Source organism: Salinispora pacifica CNR114, from assembly GCF_000514775.1.
GTDB classification, from domain to species: Bacteria; Actinomycetota; Actinomycetes; order Mycobacteriales; family Micromonosporaceae; genus Micromonospora; species Micromonospora pacifica.
In genome coordinates this window covers 84,231-104,753 of sequence record NZ_AZWO01000011.1, presented here as the reverse complement: position 1 = coordinate 104,753, position 20,523 = coordinate 84,231, and the positions used below count along the sequence as shown (strand labels likewise).

The following is a 20,523-nucleotide window of genomic DNA, read 5'->3' as shown; positions in this document are numbered from 1 at the left end:
CGCCGGTGAAGCGGAGCGACGGCGTCCTTCAGGCTGCGCGAGCGGCCGGAAGGGCGCCGTCGTCGGAACAAGGGAGCGAAACGGCGTGACAGAGACCCACACCACCGTGGTACGGGGGGACAGCGGCCGGGAGATGGCCGAACTGGTGGCCAGCCGGGTGTTGGACGTACCGGACTTTCCGAAGCCCGGGGTGATGTTCAAGGACCTGATGCCGCTCTTCGCCGATGGGGACACCTTTCGCGAGATCATTGATGGCATCGTGCGCCACCACGGGCGGGACTCGTTCGACACCGTGGTCGGGATCGAGGCCCGCGGGTTCGTGGTCGCGGCAGCGATCGCCTACGCCGCCGGCGTCGGTGTGGTGCCGGTACGCAAGGCGGGCAAGCTGCCCCGGGTGGCCTACTCGGCGTCGTACGCGCTGGAATACGGTGCGGCCACCCTGGAGGTGCACCAGGACGCGTTCACGGCCGGGCACCGGGTGCTGGTGGTGGATGACGTCCTCGCCACGGGCGGCACCGCTGAGGCGACCCTCGACCTGGTCGAGCGAGCCGGCGGTACGGTGGCGGGTTTCAGCGTTCTGCTGGAGTTGGGTTTCCTGGGCGGTCGCGAACGGCTGGCGCCGCGCCCGGTCCATGCCCTGCTGACCGTTTGACCGGTCTGTCGGGCGGATTACCCCAGCGGGGCCCGGGTCGGTGAGAACGCGGTACCCCGCCGGGTGCGGGTAGCATTGCGATTTGCTAAACCCAACGCCGGCCGGTGCGGTCGGTTGAATCAGACGTCGGCCGCCTGGCCGGCGCGTCCGGCGAGCGGTGAGGAGGCCGGTGTCTCACGATGTCGCCCCTCCGGTGGAGGACACGGTGCACCCGACAGGCGACGGCTCGGTGACCGACCGCAGTGGTGGCTCCCGCCCCGGGCCGGGCCCCGGTAGCGGTGCCGGAGTGACCGGCGCCCCCCGCACCGGCGCGGACCCGGGGTACGAGGAGGCGATCGTTCCGAAGCGGGGCGATCTGGCGTCCGAGACCGCTCCCGGCGGCGGATTCGCCCTCTCCAGCGCGCCGACCGGGCGCCGGGTGCGGGCCCGGCTGGCCCGGTTCAACGCGCCCTGGCAGTCGTCGCAGGTCAGCGAGGTGCTGGAGCCGCTGATCTCAAGTCACCGGGAAAATCACCCAAAGGCCGATGCGCGGCTGTTGCAACGCGCTTTCGACACTGCGGCCCGCTGGCACTCCGGCCAGTACCGTAAGTCCGGCGATCCCTACATCACCCATCCGCTCGCGGTGGCCACCATCCTCGCCAATCTGGGCATGGACACCACCACGCTGGTCGCGGCGCTGCTACACGACACGATCGAGGACACCGAGTACACGCTGGACCAGATGCGGGCCGACTTCGGCGGCGAGGTGGCGCTGCTGGTGGACGGGGTGACCAAGCTCGACAAGGTCAAGCTGGGCGACGCGGCGAAGGCGGAGACGATCCGCAAGATGGTCGTCGCCATGGCGAAGGACCCACGGGTCCTGGTGATCAAGCTGGCCGACCGGCTGCACAACATGCGTACCCTGATCTTCCTGCCGCGGCCGAAGCAGGAGCAGAAGTCCAAGGAGACGCTGGAGATCCTGGCCCCCCTGGCGCATCGCCTGGGTATGAACACGATCAAGTGGGAGCTGGAGGATCTTGCCTTCGGTACCCTCTTTCCGAAGCGGTACGAGGAGATCAACCGACTGATCGGAGAGCACCAGCCGCAGCGGGAGGCGCTGCTGCGGCAGGTGACCAGGAAGGTCAGCACCGACCTGAAATCCGCCAAGATCAGGGCGGAGGTGACCGGCCGGCCGAAGCACCTGTACTCGATCTACCAGAAGATGATCGTGCGGGGGCGGGACTTCAACGACATCTACGACCTGGTGGGTGTACGGATCCTGGTCGACACGGTGCGGGACTGCTACGCGGCGTTGGGTGTGATCCACGCGAACTGGCAGCCGGTGCCGGGCCGGTTCAAGGACTACATCGCGATGCCGAAGTTCAACATGTACCAGTCGTTGCACACGACGGTGATCGGGCCCACCGGCAAACCGGTGGAGATGCAGATCCGCACGTACGCGATGCACCGTACCGCCGAGTTCGGTATCGCCGCGCACTGGAAGTACAAGGAACACAAGGGCACCCAGGTCGTGGGCCCGCCGGCGCACATCGACGAGATGACCTGGCTGCGGCAGTTGCTGGACTGGCAACGGGAGGCGGCCGACCCGAGCGAGTTCCTGGACGCGCTGCGCTTCGACCTGTCCAGCCAGGAGGTGTACGTCTTCACCCCGAAGGGCGACGTCTTTCCGCTGCCGACGGGGTCAACGCCGGTGGACTTCGCGTACACGGTGCACACCGAGGTGGGGCACAAGTGCATCGGGGCGCGGGTCAACGGCAAGCTGGTGCCGTTGGAGTCGACGCTCTCCAACGGTGATGTGATCGAGATCTTCACCTCGAAGTCGGAGACGGCCGGCCCGACCCAGGACTGGCTGGGGTTTGTCAAGAGCCCGCGGGCGCGCACCAAGATCCGGCAGTACTTCAACAAGGAGCGGCGCGAGGAGGCGATCGAGGCCGGCAAGGACGCACTCGTCAAGGCGATGCGCAAGCAGGGCATGCCGCTGCAGCGGATGCTCAGCTCGGACAACCTGATGGCGATCGCCCGAGATCTCCACCTGGCCGATGTGGCCTCGCTCTACGCGGCGGTCGGTGACAGCCATGTCTCCGCCCAGTCGGTGGTACAGAAGCTGATGGCCTCCTACGGCGGTGAGGAGGGCGCGGTCGAGGACATCGCCGAGACCGCGGTGGCCACCCGCCCGCCGCGGAGCCGGGCCAGCAGCAACGACCCGGGTGTCGTGGTCCGGGGCGTCAGCGATGTGTGGATCAAGCTGGCCCGCTGCTGCACCCCGGTCCCACCGGATTCGGTGTTCGGCTTTGTCACCCGCTCCGGCGGAGTGAGCGTGCACCGGGACGACTGCGCCAACGCCGAGGACCTCAAGGCACAGGGGGAGCGGGTCGTGGAGGTGGGCTGGAAGCTCACCAGCGCGTCCACCTTCCTCGTCGCCATCCAGGTCGAGGCGCTCGACCGGCACAAGCTGCTCACCGACGTGAGCCTGGTCCTCTCCGACGAGCGGGTCAACATCCTCTCGGCGACCGTGACGACCACGCGGGACCGGGTGGCGGTGAGCCGGTTCAGCTTCGAGATGGCCGACCCCAAGCATCTGGGGCACCTGCTGGCCGCGGTGCGCAAGGTTGACGGTGTCTTCGACGCCTACCGGGTTACCTCCGGCTCCTGACCCGACCAGGAGGGGCGGCGCCCCCGGGCAACGACGAGCGCCCCCGGCAGGAGCCGGGGGCGCAGCGTGGTCTTTTCGCTCGGCGGTCAGCCCTGGGGCGCGCTCATCGTGAGGTCGGTGATGGTGACCTCCTTCTTCGGGTGCCCGCCGCCCGCCTGCTGTGCGTAGGCCTCGTCGTCGCCGGCCGCCGCGACCTCCTTGACGATGTCCAGCCCAACGGTGACCGTGCCCAGGACGGTGTAGTTCGGGGGGAGCGGCGAGTCGCCGTAGACGATGAAGAACTGGCTGCCGGTGCTTCCGGGCGCGCCGGAGTTGGCCATCGCGATAACGCCCTCCGGGTACGGGGGCCGCTTGTCCGTGGGCAGGTTCTCCTCGGCCAGCCGGAAGCTCGGCCCCCCGGTGCCGTCGGTCTCCCGCCAGCCGTCGCCGGTCGCGCTCGGGTCACCGCACTGGAGCACCTTGATTCCTTCGGTGACGAGGCGGTGGCACTTGGTGTTGTCGAAGAAGTCCTGCTCGGCCAGGTGGGTGAAGCTGGCGCTGGTGCACGGCGTCTGGGACCGGTCGACCTTGGCCGTGATCGGCCCGAGGTTCGTGTCGATGGTGAGGGTCTGGGTGCCGGTGTTCGGTTGCTGGGCACCCGGCAGGCCGACGTCCTTGATCTGTGGGGTCCGCTGGTCGGCGGGGATCTCGGTGAAGACGCACTCGGTGGCAGCGGCGGTGGTGGTCGAGTCGGTCGCCGAGTCGTCGCCGAGGCTCGATACCAGCCAGACGGTGCCGGCGACCACCAGGAGGAGAGCCGCGCCCGCCCCGACGATCGCCTGGGTCTGGCGACGCCGACGAGCCCGGGCGGTCCGCTCGGCCATCTCCTTCTCGAGCCGAGCGCGGGCCGCCGCGCGTTGCCGCTCATTGGTGGACGTCACGCCTGGATCCTCCTGCACGATGTGGGTTGGCTGGGATCGGTCAGCCGGCGCTCGGGTCGGCCGCCGGGGTGGCGGTCGGCGTCGCTGCCGGCTCGGTGACCGTCAGGCTCTGGATGACCACGTCGTCGTCCTGCGGCTTGACCTTCGCTCCGCCCGCATTCTCCACGGTCGGTAGCGCACCGATCTTCTCGACCGTATCCAGGCCACCGGTGACACGGCCAATGACCGTGTACGCCGGGTCGGCGGTGGTGAAGTCCTTGAAGAAGATCAGGAACTGGCTTCCGTTGGCGCCGGGCCGGTTGCCGACCATCGCGACCGTGCCCTTCGGGTAGGTCGCGGGCTGGTCGGCTGCCGGGCTGGCGGAGGCATCCGTCGGGGTGGCTGACGCGTCTGCCGGGCTCGCCGGGGCATCCGCCGGGGTGGGCACGTTCTCGTCGTAGAAGGAGTAGGCGGGTCCGCCCAGTCCGGTGCCGCTCGGGTCGCCGCACCGTACCGCACCCTCGGTGGTGATTTCGTGACACTTGGTGTTGTCGTAGAAGGAGTTCGCCGCCAGGTGGGAGATGCTCGCGACGGCGCACGGGGTGGCGGCAGTATCCAGCTCGGCGGTGACCGGGGCGCCCTGGTTCGTGACGACCGTCATCGTCCGGACCCCCTCGGTCGGCAGCCCGGTGGTGGCCGGGGTGCCGACGTCGGTCAGGTTGGTGTTGGCGGTGGCGTCCTCCGGGGTCCAGAAGCAGAGCTCCTCGGCCGCGGTGTTCTCGACCGGGTCCCGATCGAAGGCGCCCAGCGCCCAGGCGGAGCCGGCCACGATCAGAGCGAGGACGACCGCGACGCCCACCCCGGCCTGGACCTGCCGTCGGCGACGGGCCCGAGCGGCCCGTCGGGCCAGCTGTCGGTCGAGTTTTGCCCGCGCCAGTTTGCGCTGCCGATCCCTGCTGGAGGCCACCCGCGCTCCCCTTCCTCTACCCTGGTTCCGTGACGGGCGGCCCGACCGTTGGTCAGGTGTGCCATGCCACACGCCCGCCAGAGTGTACGGCCAGTGGCGGGGATTGTCGTGTACGAGGTGGCGTGGTGGTGACCCGTGGACCTCGCCGCACCCACCACCCGGGCCGCGCCGCGCGAGCATGGTTGCCTCGGCGACTAGGCTCAGCAGACGACCTGACACTTCGAGGGAAGGGGAGCTGTCGTGCTCGTGGCCGGTTTTCCCGCGGACGCCTTCGGCACCAACTGCTATGTGGTCGCGACGGCGCCGGGGGAGCAGTGTGTGGTGGTCGATCCCGGCATCGGGGTACTCGACCGACTCGACGCCCTGCTGGCCGAGCACCGGCTGCATCCGGCCGCCGTCCTGTTGACCCACGGCCACCTCGACCACACCTTCTCCGTCGCGCCGGTCTGTGGCGCCCGTGGGGTCACCGCGTACGTCCACCCGGCCGACCGGGAACTCCTCGCCGACCCGGCGAAGGGGCTCTCGGCTGACCTGGCCGGGCTCTTCGGCGGCCGGCTGCCGTACACCGAGCCGGAGGACGTCGCCGAACTGACCGACGGCGCCACCCTCGACCTCGCCGGGCTGGAGATCACCGTCGACCACGCGCCGGGCCATACCGGCGGGTCGGTGCTCTTCCGGTTGCCCGGCGCGGACTCCCGCTGGGAGGCAGACGAGCTCTGCCTCTCCGGTGACGTGCTCTTCGCCGGCTCGATCGGCCGTACCGACCTGCCGGGTGGCAGCCATCCGACGATGCTCGCCAGCCTGCGGAGCAAAATCCTCCCGCTGGCGGATGACACGGTCGTGCTGCCCGGCCACGGTCCCACCACGACGATTGGCCGGGAACGCGCCGCCAACCCGTACCTGCTTGAGGTCGCGGGCGCGCCGGCGCGACCGGCGGCCCCTGCCCGCGGCCTGTAGCCGCCGCACCCTCTTTCCCTCGCGCGGACCGCGCGGGGTTCGCGAACGGAGCACCATGAGTAAGCCCACGCCGATCTCCGGCTTCCCGGAGTGGACGCCCGCCCAGCGGATGATCGAGCAGTCCGTCCTGGAGCGGATCCGGGACACCTTCGAGCGGTACGGGTTCGCCCCGCTGGAGACCCGCGCGGTCGAGCCGCTCGACCAGTTGTTGCGCAAGGGGGAGACCTCCAAGGAGGTCTACCTGCTTCGACGGCTGCAGGCCGACCCCGACGGACCGACCGGCGACGACGCTCTTGGCCTGCACTTCGACCTGACCGTGCCGTTCGCCCGGTACGTGCTGGAGAACGCCGGCAAGCTCCAGTTCCCGTTCCGCCGCTACCAGATCCAGAAGGTGTGGCGGGGCGAACGGCCGCAGGAGGGCCGCTACCGGGAGTTCCTGCAGGCGGACATCGACATCGTCGACCGGGACACGCTGGCACCGCACCACGAGGCCGAGATGCCGCTGGTGATCGGGGACGCGCTGCGGTCGCTGCCGATCCCGCCGGTGCGGATCCAGGTCAACAACCGCAAGATCTGCGAGGGCTTCTACCGGGGGGTGGGGATCACCGACCCGGAGGCGGCGCTACGCGCGGTCGACAAGCTGGACAAGATCGGCCCGGCCCGGGTGGCCGACCTTCTGACCGCCACGGCCGGGGCGACCGAGGCGCAGGCGAAGGCCGTGCTGGCGCTGGCGGAGATCTCGGCGCCGGACGCGTCGTTCGCCGACGCGGTGAACGCGCTCGGGGTCAGTCACCCGCTGCTCGACGAGGGCCTCGCGGAGCTGGTCCAGGTGATGCAGACCGCCGCCGAGCACGCGCCCGGCCTCTGCGTCGCCGACCTGCGCATCGCCCGCGGCCTGGACTACTACACCGGGACCGTCTATGAGACGCAGCTGATCGGGTACGAGCGCTTCGGCTCGATCTGCTCCGGCGGCCGGTACGACAACCTGGCCAGCGCCGGTGCCGTCGCGTTCCCGGGAGTGGGCATCTCGATCGGCGTGACCCGCCTGCTCGGCCTGCTCTTCGGTGCCGGGGCGTTGAGCATTTCCCGCCCGGTCCCCACCTGCGTGGTGGTGGCGGTGACCAGCGAGGCGCAGCGGGCGGTGAGTAACCGGGTCGCGGAGGCGCTGCGGGCCCGGGGCATCTGCACCGAGGTCGCGCCGAGCGCGGCGAAGTTCGGCAAGCAGATTCGCTACGCCGAACGGCGAGGCATCCCGTACGTGTGGTTCCCCGGCACGGACGAGGGCGCGGACGAGGTCAAGGACATCCGTACCGGCGCGCAGGTGTCGGCGCGGGCCGAGGTGTGGCAGCCGCCCGCGGCGGACCTGCGGCCGGTGGTGAGCTGAGTCTCCGCGACCGCCGGCGCTCGTTCGGCCGGGGCGTGGATGTTTCGGCAGGAAGGCGCTGCTCGGAGGGCGCGCGTGGGACGCTACTGGCGCGTACCGACGATCGGACCTACGGTGGCGTAAGTTACGCCGCCGTAGGGAGACCCGCATGACCGTCCTCAGCCAGACCGCCCTCCTGCACGAGCTGGAAGTCGTCGTGGAGAAGAACCTCGACCGGCATCTGTCGATCGCGAAGGAGTGGTTCCCGCACGAGTACGTGCCCTGGAGTGAGGGGCGGACCTTCGACGGTCCGCTCGGGGGGCAGGCGTGGGCGCCGGCCGACTCCCAGCTGCCCGAGGTCGCCCGTACCGCGTTGATCGTCAACCTGCTCACCGAGGACAACCTGCCCTCGTACCACCACCAGATCGCCACGCTCTTTGGCCGGGACGGGGCGTGGGGGACCTGGGTGCACCGGTGGACGGCCGAGGAGGCGCGGCACGGCATCGCGATCCGGGACTACCTGACGGTGACCCGGGCGGTCGACCCGGTGGCCCTGGAGCGGGCCCGGATGACGCACATGTCGGCCGGCTACCGCAACGCGCACGACGAGGAGATGCTGCACTCGCTCGCGTACGTGTCGTTCCAGGAGCTGGCCACCCGGATCTCGCACCGGAACACCGGCCGGGCCACCGGCGATCCGCACTGCGAGGCGCTGTTGGCGCGAATCGCCACCGACGAGAACCTGCACATGCTGTTCTACCGAAACCTGCTCGCCGCCGCCTTCGAGGTGGCTCCCAGCCAGACGATGCGGGCGGTGGCCGACGTGCTGGCCGAGTTCCAGATGCCGGGCAACGGCATCGAGGGGTTCGCCCGGAAGTCTGTCGCGATCGCCCTGGCCGGCATCTACGACCTGCGCCAGCACCGGGACGAGGTGGTGCTGCCGGTGCTGCGACAGTGGGACATCTTCGAGGTGTCGGGCCTGGACGCGGAGGGCGAGGCGGCCCGGGATCAGATCGCGGCCCACCTCGACGGCCTGGAGGTCGCCGCGTCCCGGTTCGAGGAGAAGCGCGACGCCCGTCGCGCCCGACAGGCCGCCCGGAGCTGACGGCCCAGGTCGCGGTGCCACCGGTCCCGGCGCACGGCACCCACCCAGGTTTGGCGCGCGGCGGCTCTCCTTCCGCGCACCCGCTAAACGGCGGTGCGGTAGTCCTGACAGAATGCCGGGGCAGAGACATTCTGCCCCGGAACAGGCTGGAAATGAGGATGCGGCCCCGGGGCGGCCCGGCGAGGATGCCGGGCAGATTCATACCGCAGATGAGGGAGACGCACGCCGTGATCCGTACCCATGACGCCGGAAGCCTGCGCGCGACGGACGCCGGCACCACGGTGACGCTCGCCGGCTGGGTGGCCCGCCGGCGCGACCACGGCGGTGTCATCTTTGTCGACCTGCGGGACGGCTCCGGGGTGGCCCAGGTCGTCCTCCGCGAGGAGGACGCCCACGTGCTGCGCAACGAGTACTGCGTCCGGGTCACCGGCGATGTGACCCGTCGTCCCGAAGGCAACGAGAACCCGGAGCTGGCCACCGGCGAGGTCGAGGTGACGGCGGAGGAGCTGGAGGTGCTCTCCGAGGCGGCGCCCCTGCCCCTGCCGGTGGATGACCAGGTCGAGGCCGGTGACGACGTCCGGCTGCGCTACCGGTATCTGGATCTACGCCGCAGTGGCCCGGCCAACGCCCTGCGGCTGCGTTCCGCGGCGAACCAGATCGCCCGTGCGGTGCTGCACGAGCGGGACTTCCTGGAGATCGAGACCCCGACGTTGACCCGCTCGACACCGGAGGGGGCCCGGGACTTCCTGGTGCCGGTCCGGCTGCAGCCCGGCACCTGGTACGCGCTGCCCCAGTCGCCGCAGCTGTTCAAGCAGCTGCTCATGGTGGGCGGGATGGAGCGGTACTACCAGATCGCCCGCTGCTACCGGGACGAGGACTTCCGCGCCGACCGGCAGCCGGAGTTCACCCAGCTGGACATCGAGATGTCCTTCGTCACCGAGGACGACGTGATCGACCTCGGCGAGGCGATCGTGTCCCGGCTGTGGCGGGACCTGGCCGGCCACCAGATCACTCGGCCGATCCCGCGGATCACCTGGCACGAGGCCATGGCCCGGTACGGTTCGGACAAGCCGGACCTGCGCTACGGCGTGGAGTTGACCGAGCTGACCGACTACCTGCGCGGCACCCGGTTCCGGGTCTTCGCCGGCGCGATCGAGGCGGGTGGCTACGTCGGTGCGGTTGTGATGCCCGGCGGTGCGGCGCAGTCCCGTAAGGAGTTGGACGGCTGGCAGGACTGGGCCAAGGCGCGGGGTGCGAGGGGCCTGGCGTACGTGGTGCTCGACGCCGAGACGGGCGAGGCGCGGGGCCCGGTCGCCAAGAACCTCTCCACCGAGCACCTGGCGGGTCTGGCCGACGCGGTCGGCGCGAAGCCCGGCGACGCGATCTTCTTCGCCGCCGGGGCGGAGAGCCGGGCGGCGCAGGAACTGCTCGGCGCGGCCCGGGTGGAGATCGCCCGCCGGGCGAAGCTGATTGACGAGAGCGCCTGGGCGTTCTGCTGGGTGGTTGACGCGCCGATGTTCGAGCGGGTCACCGACGGCGAGGAGGGCGGAGCGAGCGGCTGGACCGCGGTGCATCATCCGTTCACCGCGCCGAACGCCGAGTGGGTGGACCGCTTCGAGGAGGCGCCGGACCAGGCTCTCGCGTACGCGTACGACATCGTCTGCAACGGAAACGAGATCGGCGGCGGCTCGATCCGTATCCACCGCGGCGACGTGCAGCAGCGGGTCTTCGACCTGCTCGGGATCACCCCCGAGCAGGCGCAGGACAAGTTCGGCTTCCTGTTGGAGGCGTTCAAGTACGGCGCGCCGCCACACGGCGGGATCGCCTTCGGCTGGGACCGGGTCTGCATGCTGCTCGCCGGTGCCGACTCGATCCGTGAGGTCATTGCCTTCCCGAAGACCCGCGGCGGGTTTGATCCGTTGACCGCCGCGCCGACTCCGATCACCGCGGCGCAGCGCCTGGAGGCGGGCGTGGATGCCCGGCCCAAGCCCGAGGCGCGGGCGCAGGCCGGCACCGCCGGCCCGGCTGCTCCGGTGGCCGACCCCACCTGATCGCCTCGTTGGTCATTCCAGTGGCGGCTCGGCTTTGCCGGGCCGCCACTGTTGTGTGCGGGGTCTGGTCGGGACGGGCGCTGCTCAGCGCCCGGTCTGCCTGGGTGCGGGGCGGTCGACGTCGAAGACATTGCACAACTTTTCTGCACAACTCTTGTGCACAAGAGTTGTGCAGAGATAGTGTGCAAGCATGACTGATGATCGGGAACGGGCCGGGCCGACCCCGCGCGTGGTGCACATCGACCACCGGCAGATTCGGGTGCTGGCGCACCCACTGCGGATCCGGCTCCTCGGGGCGCTGCGGGTGCAGGGTTCGGCGACCGCCACCATGCTGGCCGAACAGCTCGACACCAACACCGGTGCCACCAGCTACCACCTGCGTCAGCTCGCCGATGTGGGGCTGGTCGCCGAGGATCCCGACCGGGGCACCGGCCGGCAGCGCTGGTGGCGGGCCGCGCACGAGATCAGCGACTTCGAGCCCACCGACTTCGACGACGACCCGGACGCCCGTGCCGCCCTGGAGTGGATCCAGGGCCACCAGGTGCGCCTGCTGACCGAGCAGGCGCAGCGGTGGCACGCGGCGCAGAGCGAGTGGTCGTCGGAGTGGCGGGACGCCTTCGGGATGGGCGACGCCTTCCTGACCCTCCCGGCAGACCGGCTGAAGGCGCTCAACGACGAACTCTGGCAGGTCCTGGAGCGATACCGCGAAGCAGCCGACCCGGCGGAGCCCGGCGCCGAGCAGGTCCAGGTCTACCTCGCCGCCTACCCGCTGCCGAAGGAGGCGTGATGGCCACCCTCTCGGTCCATCAGGTCCGGCATCGCTACCTCATCCTGCTCAGCCTGCGCTGGCTGCCGGTCGGCCTGCTGGTCCCGGTCTTCGTCCTGCTGATGCAGGAGCGGGGCCTCACCCTCACCGAGATCGGCGTGGCGTTCGCCGCCCAGGGTCTCCTCGTCCTCGTGCTCGAGTTGCCGACCGCCGGGCTCGCCGACGCCGTGGGACGCCGGCCGGTGCTGGTGCTCGCCGCGGTGGTCAACCTCGTCTCCATAGCGCTCTTCGTCGTGGCTGACTCGTTCGCCCTGCTGGTGGCGGTGTGGGCGTTGCAGGGGGTCTATCGGGCGCTGGACAGCGGCCCGCTCGAGTCCTGGTTCGTGGACAGCACCCTCGCGGCCGACCCCGAGGCCGAGTATGAGCGCGGGCTGAGCCAGGGCGGGACGGCGCTCGGCGTCGCCATGGCGGCCGGCGCGCTGCTCAGCGGCGGGCTGGTCGCGCTCGGACCGGTCGGCCCGTTCAGCGCGTTGACCATGCCGATCGTGGCCATCGTGGTGCTGCAGATCGTCGGGCTGGTAGCCCTGCTCGCCCTGCTGCGCGAGCGTCGTGCCGCCGCCGGGTCGTCGGCGCTCCGCGAGTCGATCGCGGAGGCCCCCCGGATGATCGGCCAGGCGATGGGGCTGCTGCGCCGCTCCCGGGTGCTGCTCGCCCTGCTCGCGGTCGAGCTCTTCTGGGGCTTCGGCATGGTCACTTTCGAAGCTCTCCTGCCGGTTCGGCTCGCCGAGGTGCTCGGCGACTCCGATCGAGCCGGGGCGCTGCTCGGGCCGGCAACCATGGTGGCCTGGCTCGCGAATGCCGGCGGCGCGGCGGCGACCCCGCTGCTCACCCGGCGGCTGGGCGCCGCGCCCGCCGCGGCGCTGCTGCGGATCGCGCAGGGCGTCACCGTGGTCGGAATGGCGCTGCTCGCCGGTCCGGTCGGCGTGCTGATCGCCTTCGTCGTGTGCTACGTCGTGCACGGCGCCTCGAACCCGTTGCACATGGGGCTGGTGCACCGGCAGGTCGACGGGCCATACCGAACCAGTGTGGTCTCCCTGAACTCGATGGTGGCCATGCCCGCCGGTGCCGCCGGGGGGATCGTGCTCGGCCTGGTCGCCGACCGGGCCGGGGTCAGCGTCGCGATGCTGGCCGGCGCGGTCGTGCTCGCGATCGCCGCGCCGCTGTACCTGCCCGCCTGGCGGGCGAGCCGCGATGCTTCGGTCGGTACGCCGACGGCCGCCGCCTCGCCCGAGCCCCCGGTGACCCAGCCCGAGGGCTCGGCGACGGTCAGCGGGCAGCCCGGCGCGCCCCCGGCCCGCGCTGGGGACCCGACCACCGGCGCGGGCGCGGCTCGGCGGTGAGGGCGGTGCCACCGGCCGCGTCGCGCTGCCGGTGGCACCGGCCGGACCGGAGGGGCAGGTCAGCGTTGCCCGGCGGCGCTGATTCTGTTGACCCCGGCCGGGCCCGGTACTGTTCCCGTGATGGATCCCGACGTCCTCTTCTCCTTCGGAGAACCCGCCGCCGCGGCTGTCGCGGCCGCGGGTACCGCCGGCATGACCGGGTTCACGCCGGTCGGTCAGGATGCGCCGCTGGCCGTCCGGATGCGCCCGACCGGGCTCGACGAGCTGATCGGCCAGGACCACCTGCGTGCCCCCGGCGCGCCGTTACACCAACTCGTCTCCGGGGCCGCGCCGATGTCGGTGATTCTCTGGGGGCCGCCCGGCAGTGGGAAGACCACCATCGCGCACCTCGTGGCCGGAGCCACCGACCGTCGCTTCGTGGCGATGTCGGCGCTGAACGCCGGGGTGAAGGACGTCCGTGCCGTCATCGACGTCGCCCGCCGGCAGCGCCGCGCCGGTGGCCCGCAGACCGTGCTCTTTATTGACGAGGTGCATCGGTTCAGCAAGACCCAACAGGATTCGCTCCTCGCCGCGGTCGAGGACCGGACCGTCACGCTGCTGGCGGCGACGACCGAGAACCCGTACTTCTCCGTCATCTCGCCGCTGTTGTCCCGGTGCGTCCTGCTCACCCTGCAGCCGTTGGGTGACGACGCGGTGCGCAGCCTGCTCCGCCGTGCGGTCGCTGATAGTCGTGGCCTGGGCGGCACGCCCGCCCTCGCCCCCGACGCCGAGGAGCATCTGGTCCGGCTCGCCGCCGGTGACGTCCGTAAGGCGCTCACCGCTCTGGAGGCCGCGGCCGCCTCCGCCACCGCGGTCGGCGCCAACCACATCGACCTGTCCACCGCCGAGCAGGCGGTGGACAGCGCCGCCGTCCGCTACGACCGCGACGGCGACAGCCACTACGACGTGACCAGCGCGTTCATCAAGAGCATGCGCGGCTCCGACGTGGACGCGGCGCTGCACTGGCTGGCCCGGATGCTGGTCGCCGGGGAGGATCCGCGGTTCATCGCCCGACGGATGGTCATCTTCGCCAGCGAGGATGTCGGCATGGCCGACCCGGGTGCGCTCGGCGTGGCCACCGCCGCCGCCCACGCGGTGGAGTACGTCGGCCTGCCGGAGGTCCAGCTCAACCTCGCCCAAGCGGTGATCCACCTGGCCACGGCCCCGAAGTCGAACTCGGCGACCACCGCCATCGGGGCGGCCCTCGCCGATGTCCGGGCTGGTCGGGGCGGGGCGGTGCCGCGCGGGCTACGGGACGCGCACTACCCCGGCGCCAAGGGGCTCGGCCACGGCACCGGCTACCGCTATCCCCACGACGACCAACGGGGTGTGGTCAACCAGCAGTACGTGCCCGACGACCTCGTCGGCACCGACTACTACCAGCCCAGCCAGCACGGGGCCGAGCGAGCCGTCGCTGATCGGCTGCCGCTGCTGCGCCGGATCATTCGCCGGTCGGCGCCGACGGCTGACCGCCGGCCGGCGGCGGCGCCCGGTGGCGCCGGGGCGGGTAACGGCCGCCAACTCGAAAGGCCGGGTGACGACGGGGCGTACGAGGGTGGCGCGGACGCCACTGAGGAGGGGCAGCAGTGAAGTCGCGAGGGGCGGACCAGCCCGAGGAGAGCGCCGACCAGCGGCGCAGGGGGCGCCGCTGGGGGCGGGGGAAGGCCGAGGCCGCTGCCGACGAACCGGTCAGCGGTGAGGAGTTCGGCTGGATTGACGACCTGCGTACGGCCAAGGCGCAGCGGGGGGAGTTGGGTCCGGAGGGCGGGCCCGGCCCGGCCACGCCGCCGCAGCGGCCCGGTGCTGACCCGGGCCTGAGCGGCACCGGGGCGGCACCGCCCGGTCGTCGAGACGTGCCCGAAGCGCCGCGTCCGCGTTCCGACGCTGACCGGCTCCCCGCTCCGGCTGGGCCTCCCGCACTGCCTGGGCCTCCCGCACTGCCTGGGCCTCCCACACGGCCTGGGCCTCCCGCATCGCCTGGTACCCCCGCACCGCCTGGACCCTCGGCCGCGCGGACCCACGGGCGTGGTGGCCCGCCCGGTCCTTCCACACCTCCCCGGCCGCCCGCTCCTCCCGGCCCCTCGGCCCCCCAGACCCACGGGCGTGGTGGCCCGCCCGGCCCGCCGGCCGCCGAGCCGGTCGGCCGTGGCCGCCCGGCAGCGCCGCCCCGTCCTCCGGCCGCCGCCGCGTCCCAGCCGGGCCTCGCCCCACCGGCCGGCCGGGGTGGACGACGTGGCGCCGAGCCGACGGGCGCTCCGGGCACCCCGCCGGCCGTCCCCGGCCGGGCCGGCGACGACCCGACCGGCGGGATTCCTCCCGCCCCGGGTGGACACCGTGCCCCAGCCGAGGGCGGCAGGTCACCCGGCCACGGTGCTGCCCCGCCGTCCGGTGGTGTCGCTCGGCATGGCCGACGGGAGACGTCGGAGGAGGACACCGTTGTACCTCGGGGCCGCCCGCCCGCCCCCGGGGGTGGCCCGGGCCGGGCCACCCCCGGGGTGAACACCGAGATCCCGAGCCCGCGCACCGACAGCGCTGACCCGGCCACCAGCGAGGGGCGGCGCGCTCGACCGAAGCGGCCCGCCGACTGGCTACGGCAGGCCGGCCGTACTCCCCACCAGACCGATCCCACGCTGCGTTCCCTGAATCAACCGGCGGTCCCCCCCGGCTCGCCGGTAACCCCGCGAAGCGTGCCGCCCGCCGAGGGTCGGGTACCCGCTGACGGTCCGCGGTCCGGACCCGAACCGTCCCGGGGCGCTCCCGCCGCCGGCCGAGCGCGACCCGGCCCCGCTGGTCCGCCCCCGGGAGCGGCTGGCCCCGCGCGGCCACACCCGCCCGCTGGACCGGCTGCCGAGCGGCCCCGCCCGTCCGCCGCCGCGAGCGGCGCGATCGGGGAGCCACCCCCGTCCGGCCCGGGCGTTGTCCGTCCGGTCCGTCCGGACCAGCCACCACCACGGGCCGCCGCTGGGCCGCCCCCGGGCGCGGTTGCCCCGCGGCATGCCGGCCCGCCGACCCCGGCGACGGGCGGAACTGCGCCACCCGTCGTGGCCCGGCCCGGCGCCCCGGACGGTCGACCGGGGATGGCGGCCCCACCCGGCGTAGCCCGACCCGGCGATGCACCAGCTGGTCCGCGGCCCGTGGCTGCGACGGCCCGGCCGGCTGGGCCCCGTCCCAGCGTGGACGAGCGACCGTCGGGTCGCGCGCTGCCGCCACCCCGAGAGCCGGCCCGGGCCACGCCCCAGGGCGGCCCGCCGGCGCCGTTCGAGGCAGCGCCGGACGGGCCACCGCCCGGCGGCGCAGAACCCCCCGCGGTCGACACCACCACGCCGGACGGACCCGGCGGACCCCGCTCGTACCTGCGCCGGCAACCGCAGCAACGGCTCCGGACCGGAGCCCTGGCGCTGGCCAGCATCGTGCTGCTCGGTGTTGTCCCGGCCGTCTTCGGGCTACAGACGCTGAGCCGGGACCCGGTCTTTGCCTCCCTCGACCGGTTGGCGGTCCCCAGTTGGGCAGCGACCGAGACGGTGGACGATGTCAGTGGCAGCCGCTGGTGCCTACTGGACTGTCGACTGCGCGAGCGCACCGTGGCGTCGGAACGTTCTCCGGAGGAGACGGTCCAGGTCTACGAGGCGTCGCTGCGCGGGGAGGGCTGGCGGCCGTGGCGGGTCGACCGCTGCCCCGAGCAACCGGCGAAGGGCAGTTACACCTGCTGGCAGCGGGATGAGCTGACCCTCGACCTGTGGGTGCGCGAGCCAGCCTGTGTGCCGCCGCCAGTCGACGGCGAGCCGGCGCTCGTGCCGTCCCCGGATCCGTCAACCCAGGCGGAGGAGTGCGCCGGCTCGTTGGTATCGGTGAAGGTGCGTAACGCCATCGACGACGACCGGACGAGACCGCAGCCGAGTACCGACCCGTCGCTCACCGGTGAGGATCCCTACCCCACCTCGTCCGTGGATCCGCTCGGTGAACTGACCCCCTCACCATCCTGAGGCGGTCTCCATCACGGACGGTAGGGTCTGGGCTGGCAGGCCCGCCTGCCTCCGGTCAACCAGTGGCCGGGGCGCGCGGCACGGGCGTGGGGGACGACGGCGGCTTGCTGCGAGACGTCCGGTGCCCGCGGATTCGGCTTGAGGAGGACAGGCGTGGACCTTGGAGAAGTCGCGGCGCTGATTGCGGCGATCGCGTTCGCGATGCTGGTGTTGATCCTGGTGCTGCCAATCCTGCGGCTGCGGCACACGGTCGACGCGGCCACCCGGATGATCAACGACGTCAATGAGCGTACCGCGCCACTGCTCGGCGAGGTCGACATCACGGTGAGGAACGTCAACACCGCCCTGGATCAGGTGCAGACCTCGTTGGATGGGGTGAACCTCCAGCTCGCCAAGGTCGATACCATGACCAACCACGCGCAGAGCATCACCGCCAACGTCGCCAATCTCGCCACGATCATCTCCGCCGCTGCCGCGAGCCCGCTGGTCAAGGTGGCTGCCTTCGGCTACGGCGTGCGCCGGGCCACGGCGGCCCGCCGGCACGCGGAGACCGAACGTGAGGTGCGGGACACCATCAGGCAGCAACAACGGGGCCGCCGGCGCGGCCGCGGCTGAGCAGCGTCGGGGGAGCAGGAGGGGGAGAGCATGAGGCGGTTGTTCTGGCTGGGCATCGGGCTGGCCGTGGGCGTGCTGGTGGTTCGCAAGGCCACCCAGGCGGCCCAGGCCTACACGCCGGCCGGCATCGCCGGCGGGCTGTCCGAATCCGCTGGCGGCCTGGCCGATTCGGTACGTAGCTTCGTGTCGGACGTCCGGATCGGAATGGCCGAGCGCGAGCAGGAGATTCACGAGGCCTTCGCGCGCGGCGAGGCGTTCGATGACACCGTCGCTGACCTGCGGGAATATCCGCGCACCGGCGACCGAGAGACTTTCCCGGAGGAGCACCAGCGATGAAGACGGCGGAGATCAGGCGGCGGTACCTCGCGCACTTCGAGGCGAACGGTCACACCGTGGTGCCGTCCGCTCCGCTGCCCGCCATCAGCGACCCGAACCTGCTGTTCGTCGCCGCCGGCATGATGCAGTTCGTCCCCTACTTCCTGGGGCAGCAGACCGCGCCCTACAAGCGGGCCGTCAGTGTGCAGAAGTGCCTTCGTACGCCGGATATCGACGAGGTGGGCAAGACGAGCCGGCACGGCACGTTCTTCCAGATGAACGGCAACTTCTCGTTCGGGGACTACTTCAAGGACGAGGCGATCCGGCTGGCCTGGGACCTGTCCACCAAGCCGGTTGCCGCCGGGGGGCTCGGACTCGACCCGGAGCGGATCTGGCCGACGGTCTACCACGACGACGACGAGGCGTTCCAGCTCTGGCGGTCGATCGGGGTGCCGGCGGACCGGATCGTGCGTCGCGGCAAGGCCGACAACTTCTGGTCGATGGGCATCCCCGGCCCGTGCGGTCCGTGCTCCGAGCTGTTCTACGACCGCGGCCCCGCGTATGGCCCGGAGGGTGGCCCGGCGGTTGACGAGGACCGCTACGTGGAGTTCTGGAACCTCGTCTTCATGCAGTTCGAGCGGGGCCCGGGCACCGGCAAGGAGGACTACCCGATCCTCGGTGACCTGCCGGCGAAGAACATCGACACCGGGATGGGCCTGGAGCGGATGGCGTCCATCCTCCAGGGCGTGGACAACCTCTACGAGATCGACGAGGTGCGGCCGATCCTGGCCAAGGCCGCCGAGCTGACCGGCAAGCGGTACGGCGCGCACTCCAGCCAGGTCGCCAGCGAGTCGCACCCGGACGATGTCCGGTTGCGGGTCGTCGCCGACCACGTCCGCACCGCACTGATGCTGATCGGGGACGGGGTAACCCCGAGTAATGAGGGGCGGGGCTACGTGCTGCGCCGCATCGTGCGCCGGGCGATCCGTTCGATTCGGCTGCTGGGCTGGCAGGAACGGGCGATGCCCGAGCTGCTGCCGGTGGCCCGCGACTGCATGGCCGCGTCGTACCCGGAGCTGGCGACGGATTTCGGCCGGATCGCCGACTACGCGTACGCGGAGGAGGATGCGTTCCTGTCCACGCTGCGCGCCGGCACCACGATCCTGGACACCGCCATCGCCGAGACCCGCACCGCGGGCGGGCGGGCGATCTCCGGCGCGAAGGCGTTTCAGCTGCACGACACGTACGGCTTTCCGATCGACCTGACCCTGGAGATCGCCGGCGAGCAGGGCCTGCAGGTCGACGCCGAGGGCTTCCGCCGGTTGATGGCCGACCAGCGCGCTCGGGCGAAGGCCGACGCGCAGGCCCGTAAGACGGGGCACGTGGACCTCTCCGCGTACCGGACGGTGCTGGACGAGGGCGGCCCGGTCACCTTCACCGGCTACCAGGAGGTCTCGCGCGAGTCGACGGTGCGGGCGGTGCTCGGCGCGGCCAGCCCGCACGCCGCGGCGGTGGAGGGCGAGACGGTCGAGCTGGTACTCGACACCACCCCGTTCTACGCCGAGGGCGGTGGTCAGCAGCCGGATCTTGGCGTGATCACCGTCGGCGGGGGCCAGGTGGAGGTCCTCGACGTGCAGCAGCCGGTGCCGGGGTTGATCGTCCACCGGGCCCGGGTGCTGCGGGGGGAGGTGCGGGCGGGTGAGACCGGCTTCGCCGAGATCGACACCGACCGCCGTCGGGCGATCTCCCGGTCGCACACCGCGACCCACCTCGTGCACCAGACCATGCGTAACTTCCTCGGTGAGTCCGCGACCCAGGCCGGTTCGCTGAACGCGCCGGGGCGGCTCCGGTTTGACTTCAACACCCCGACCGGGGTGGCGCCGAGCGTCCTGCGGGATGTGGAACAGCAGGTCAACGAGGCGCTCCTGGCCGACCTGGAGGTGCGTGCGTTCGTCACCTCGCTGGCCGAGGCCCGGCGGATCGGGGCGATGGCGCTCTTCGGCGAGAAGTACGGCGAGCAGGTACGGGTCGTCGAGGTCGGTGACTACGCGCGAGAGCTGTGCGGCGGTACCCATGTGGGCCGCTCCGGCCAGCTCGGCCTGGTGAAGATCCTTTCTGAGTCGTCGATCGGGTCCGGGGTTCGCCGGGTCGAGGCGTTGGTCGGGATCGACGCGTTCAACTTCCTTGCCCGCGAGCATCTGCTGGTGGCCCGCCTCGCCGAGCTGTACAGGGTCCCGTCCGACCAGGTCGCGGAGCGGGTGGAGCAGACCGTCACCCAGCTGCGTGACGCCGAGAAGGAGCTGGAGAAGCTGCGCGCGCAGCTGGTGCTCGGTGGCGCGGCGGCCCTCGCCGCCCAGGCGACCGAGGTGCGTGGGGTGGCGTACGTCGGGACCGAGGCGCCCGAGGGTGCGGCCGGCAATGATGTGCGGACGCTCGCGCAGGAGATCCGTGGCCGGATCGACCCGGCGCGTCCGGCGGTGGTCGCGGTGGCGGCCCGGGCGAACGGCAAGGCTTCACTGGTGGTGGCGGTCAACCCCGCTGCCCGCAGCCAGGGGCTGTCGGCGGCGGATCTGGTCAAGGTAGCCTTCGCCGGTCGGGGTGGGGGCAGCCCCGAGTTGGCCCAGGGGGGCGGTCTGCCGGCGGCGGAGGCGCCGGGGCTGCTCCGCACTGTCGAGAATGCCATCGCCGGGGCGTAAGGTGCCGGGGGACACCCGGTGCCGGAGGCGCAGCCCGCTCGTTCTCTCAGGGAGGTGACCAT

Annotated in this window: 15 protein-coding genes; 13 read left to right on the top strand and 2 right to left on the bottom strand. The window is 71.9% G+C overall.

The window, feature by feature from the left end:
• Positions 1–85: 85 nt before the first annotated feature.
• Complete coding sequence (locus tag B118_RS0108075) at positions 86–652, top strand: adenine phosphoribosyltransferase (RefSeq protein ID WP_018220209.1); 567 nt, start codon at positions 86–88, stop codon at positions 650–652.
• Positions 653–845: 193 nt separating this feature from the next.
• Positions 846–3,305, top strand: coding sequence for a RelA/SpoT family protein (locus B118_RS0108070; RefSeq protein ID WP_018220208.1), 2,460 nt, complete (start codon positions 846–848; stop codon positions 3,303–3,305).
• Positions 3,306–3,391: 86 nt separating this feature from the next.
• Here the strand turns inward: B118_RS0108070 and B118_RS0108065 are convergent, their stop codons facing one another.
• Both B118_RS0108065 and B118_RS0108060 read right to left on the bottom strand, forming a co-directional pair.
• Positions 3,392–4,225, bottom strand: a complete 834-nt coding sequence (locus B118_RS0108065) for a peptidylprolyl isomerase (RefSeq protein ID WP_028192621.1) — start codon at positions 4,223–4,225, stop codon at positions 3,392–3,394.
• A gap of 40 nt (positions 4,226–4,265) precedes the next feature.
• Positions 4,266–5,171: a peptidylprolyl isomerase gene (locus B118_RS0108060; protein WP_018220206.1), complete on the bottom strand. Its 906-nt coding sequence runs from the start codon at positions 5,169–5,171 to the stop codon at positions 4,266–4,268.
• Positions 5,172–5,411: 240 nt separating this feature from the next.
• On the opposite strand from B118_RS0108060, the gene B118_RS0108055 reads away from it, so the two are divergent.
• The 11 genes from B118_RS0108055 (at position 5,412) to alaS (ending at position 20,461) form a co-directional block, all read left to right on the top strand.
• Positions 5,412–6,128, top strand: a complete 717-nt coding sequence (locus B118_RS0108055) for an MBL fold metallo-hydrolase (protein ID WP_018220205.1) — start codon at positions 5,412–5,414, stop codon at positions 6,126–6,128.
• A 55-nt stretch (positions 6,129–6,183) separates the two neighbouring features.
• Complete coding sequence (gene hisS, locus B118_RS0108050; RefSeq protein ID WP_018220204.1) at positions 6,184–7,512, top strand: histidine--tRNA ligase; 1,329 nt, start codon at positions 6,184–6,186, stop codon at positions 7,510–7,512.
• Positions 7,513–7,660: 148 nt separating this feature from the next.
• On the top strand, positions 7,661–8,596 hold the full coding sequence (locus B118_RS0108045) for an acyl-ACP desaturase (protein WP_018220203.1): 936 nt from the start codon (positions 7,661–7,663) through the stop codon (positions 8,594–8,596).
• A gap of 227 nt (positions 8,597–8,823) precedes the next feature.
• Positions 8,824–10,647, top strand: coding sequence for an aspartate--tRNA ligase (gene aspS / locus B118_RS0108040; RefSeq protein WP_028192620.1), 1,824 nt, complete (start codon positions 8,824–8,826; stop codon positions 10,645–10,647).
• Between the two features lie 190 nt (positions 10,648–10,837).
• Positions 10,838–11,434: an ArsR/SmtB family transcription factor gene (locus B118_RS0108035; protein WP_018220201.1), complete on the top strand. Its 597-nt coding sequence runs from the start codon at positions 10,838–10,840 to the stop codon at positions 11,432–11,434.
• Positions 11,434–12,813: an MFS transporter gene (locus B118_RS0108030; protein WP_018220200.1), complete on the top strand. Its 1,380-nt coding sequence runs from the start codon at positions 11,434–11,436 to the stop codon at positions 12,811–12,813. Before B118_RS0108035 ends, B118_RS0108030 begins: the two co-directional genes overlap by 1 nt.
• Positions 12,814–12,933: 120 nt before the next feature.
• On the top strand, positions 12,934–14,442 hold the full coding sequence (locus B118_RS0108025; protein WP_018220199.1) for a replication-associated recombination protein A: 1,509 nt from the start codon (positions 12,934–12,936) through the stop codon (positions 14,440–14,442).
• Between the two features lie 1,583 nt (positions 14,443–16,025).
• Positions 16,026–16,835, top strand: coding sequence for a hypothetical protein (locus B118_RS0108020; RefSeq protein WP_018220198.1), 810 nt, complete (start codon positions 16,026–16,028; stop codon positions 16,833–16,835).
• A gap of 153 nt (positions 16,836–16,988) precedes the next feature.
• Positions 16,989–17,450: a DUF948 domain-containing protein gene (locus tag B118_RS0108015; RefSeq protein WP_018810393.1), complete on the top strand. Its 462-nt coding sequence runs from the start codon at positions 16,989–16,991 to the stop codon at positions 17,448–17,450.
• A gap of 30 nt (positions 17,451–17,480) precedes the next feature.
• Positions 17,481–17,786, top strand: a complete 306-nt coding sequence (locus tag B118_RS0108010; protein WP_018220196.1) for a hypothetical protein — start codon at positions 17,481–17,483, stop codon at positions 17,784–17,786.
• Positions 17,783–20,461, top strand: coding sequence for an alanine--tRNA ligase (alaS, locus tag B118_RS0108005; RefSeq protein ID WP_018220195.1), 2,679 nt, complete (start codon positions 17,783–17,785; stop codon positions 20,459–20,461). The genes B118_RS0108010 and alaS overlap by 4 nt, the downstream gene beginning before the upstream one ends.
• Positions 20,462–20,523: the final 62 nt, after the last annotated feature.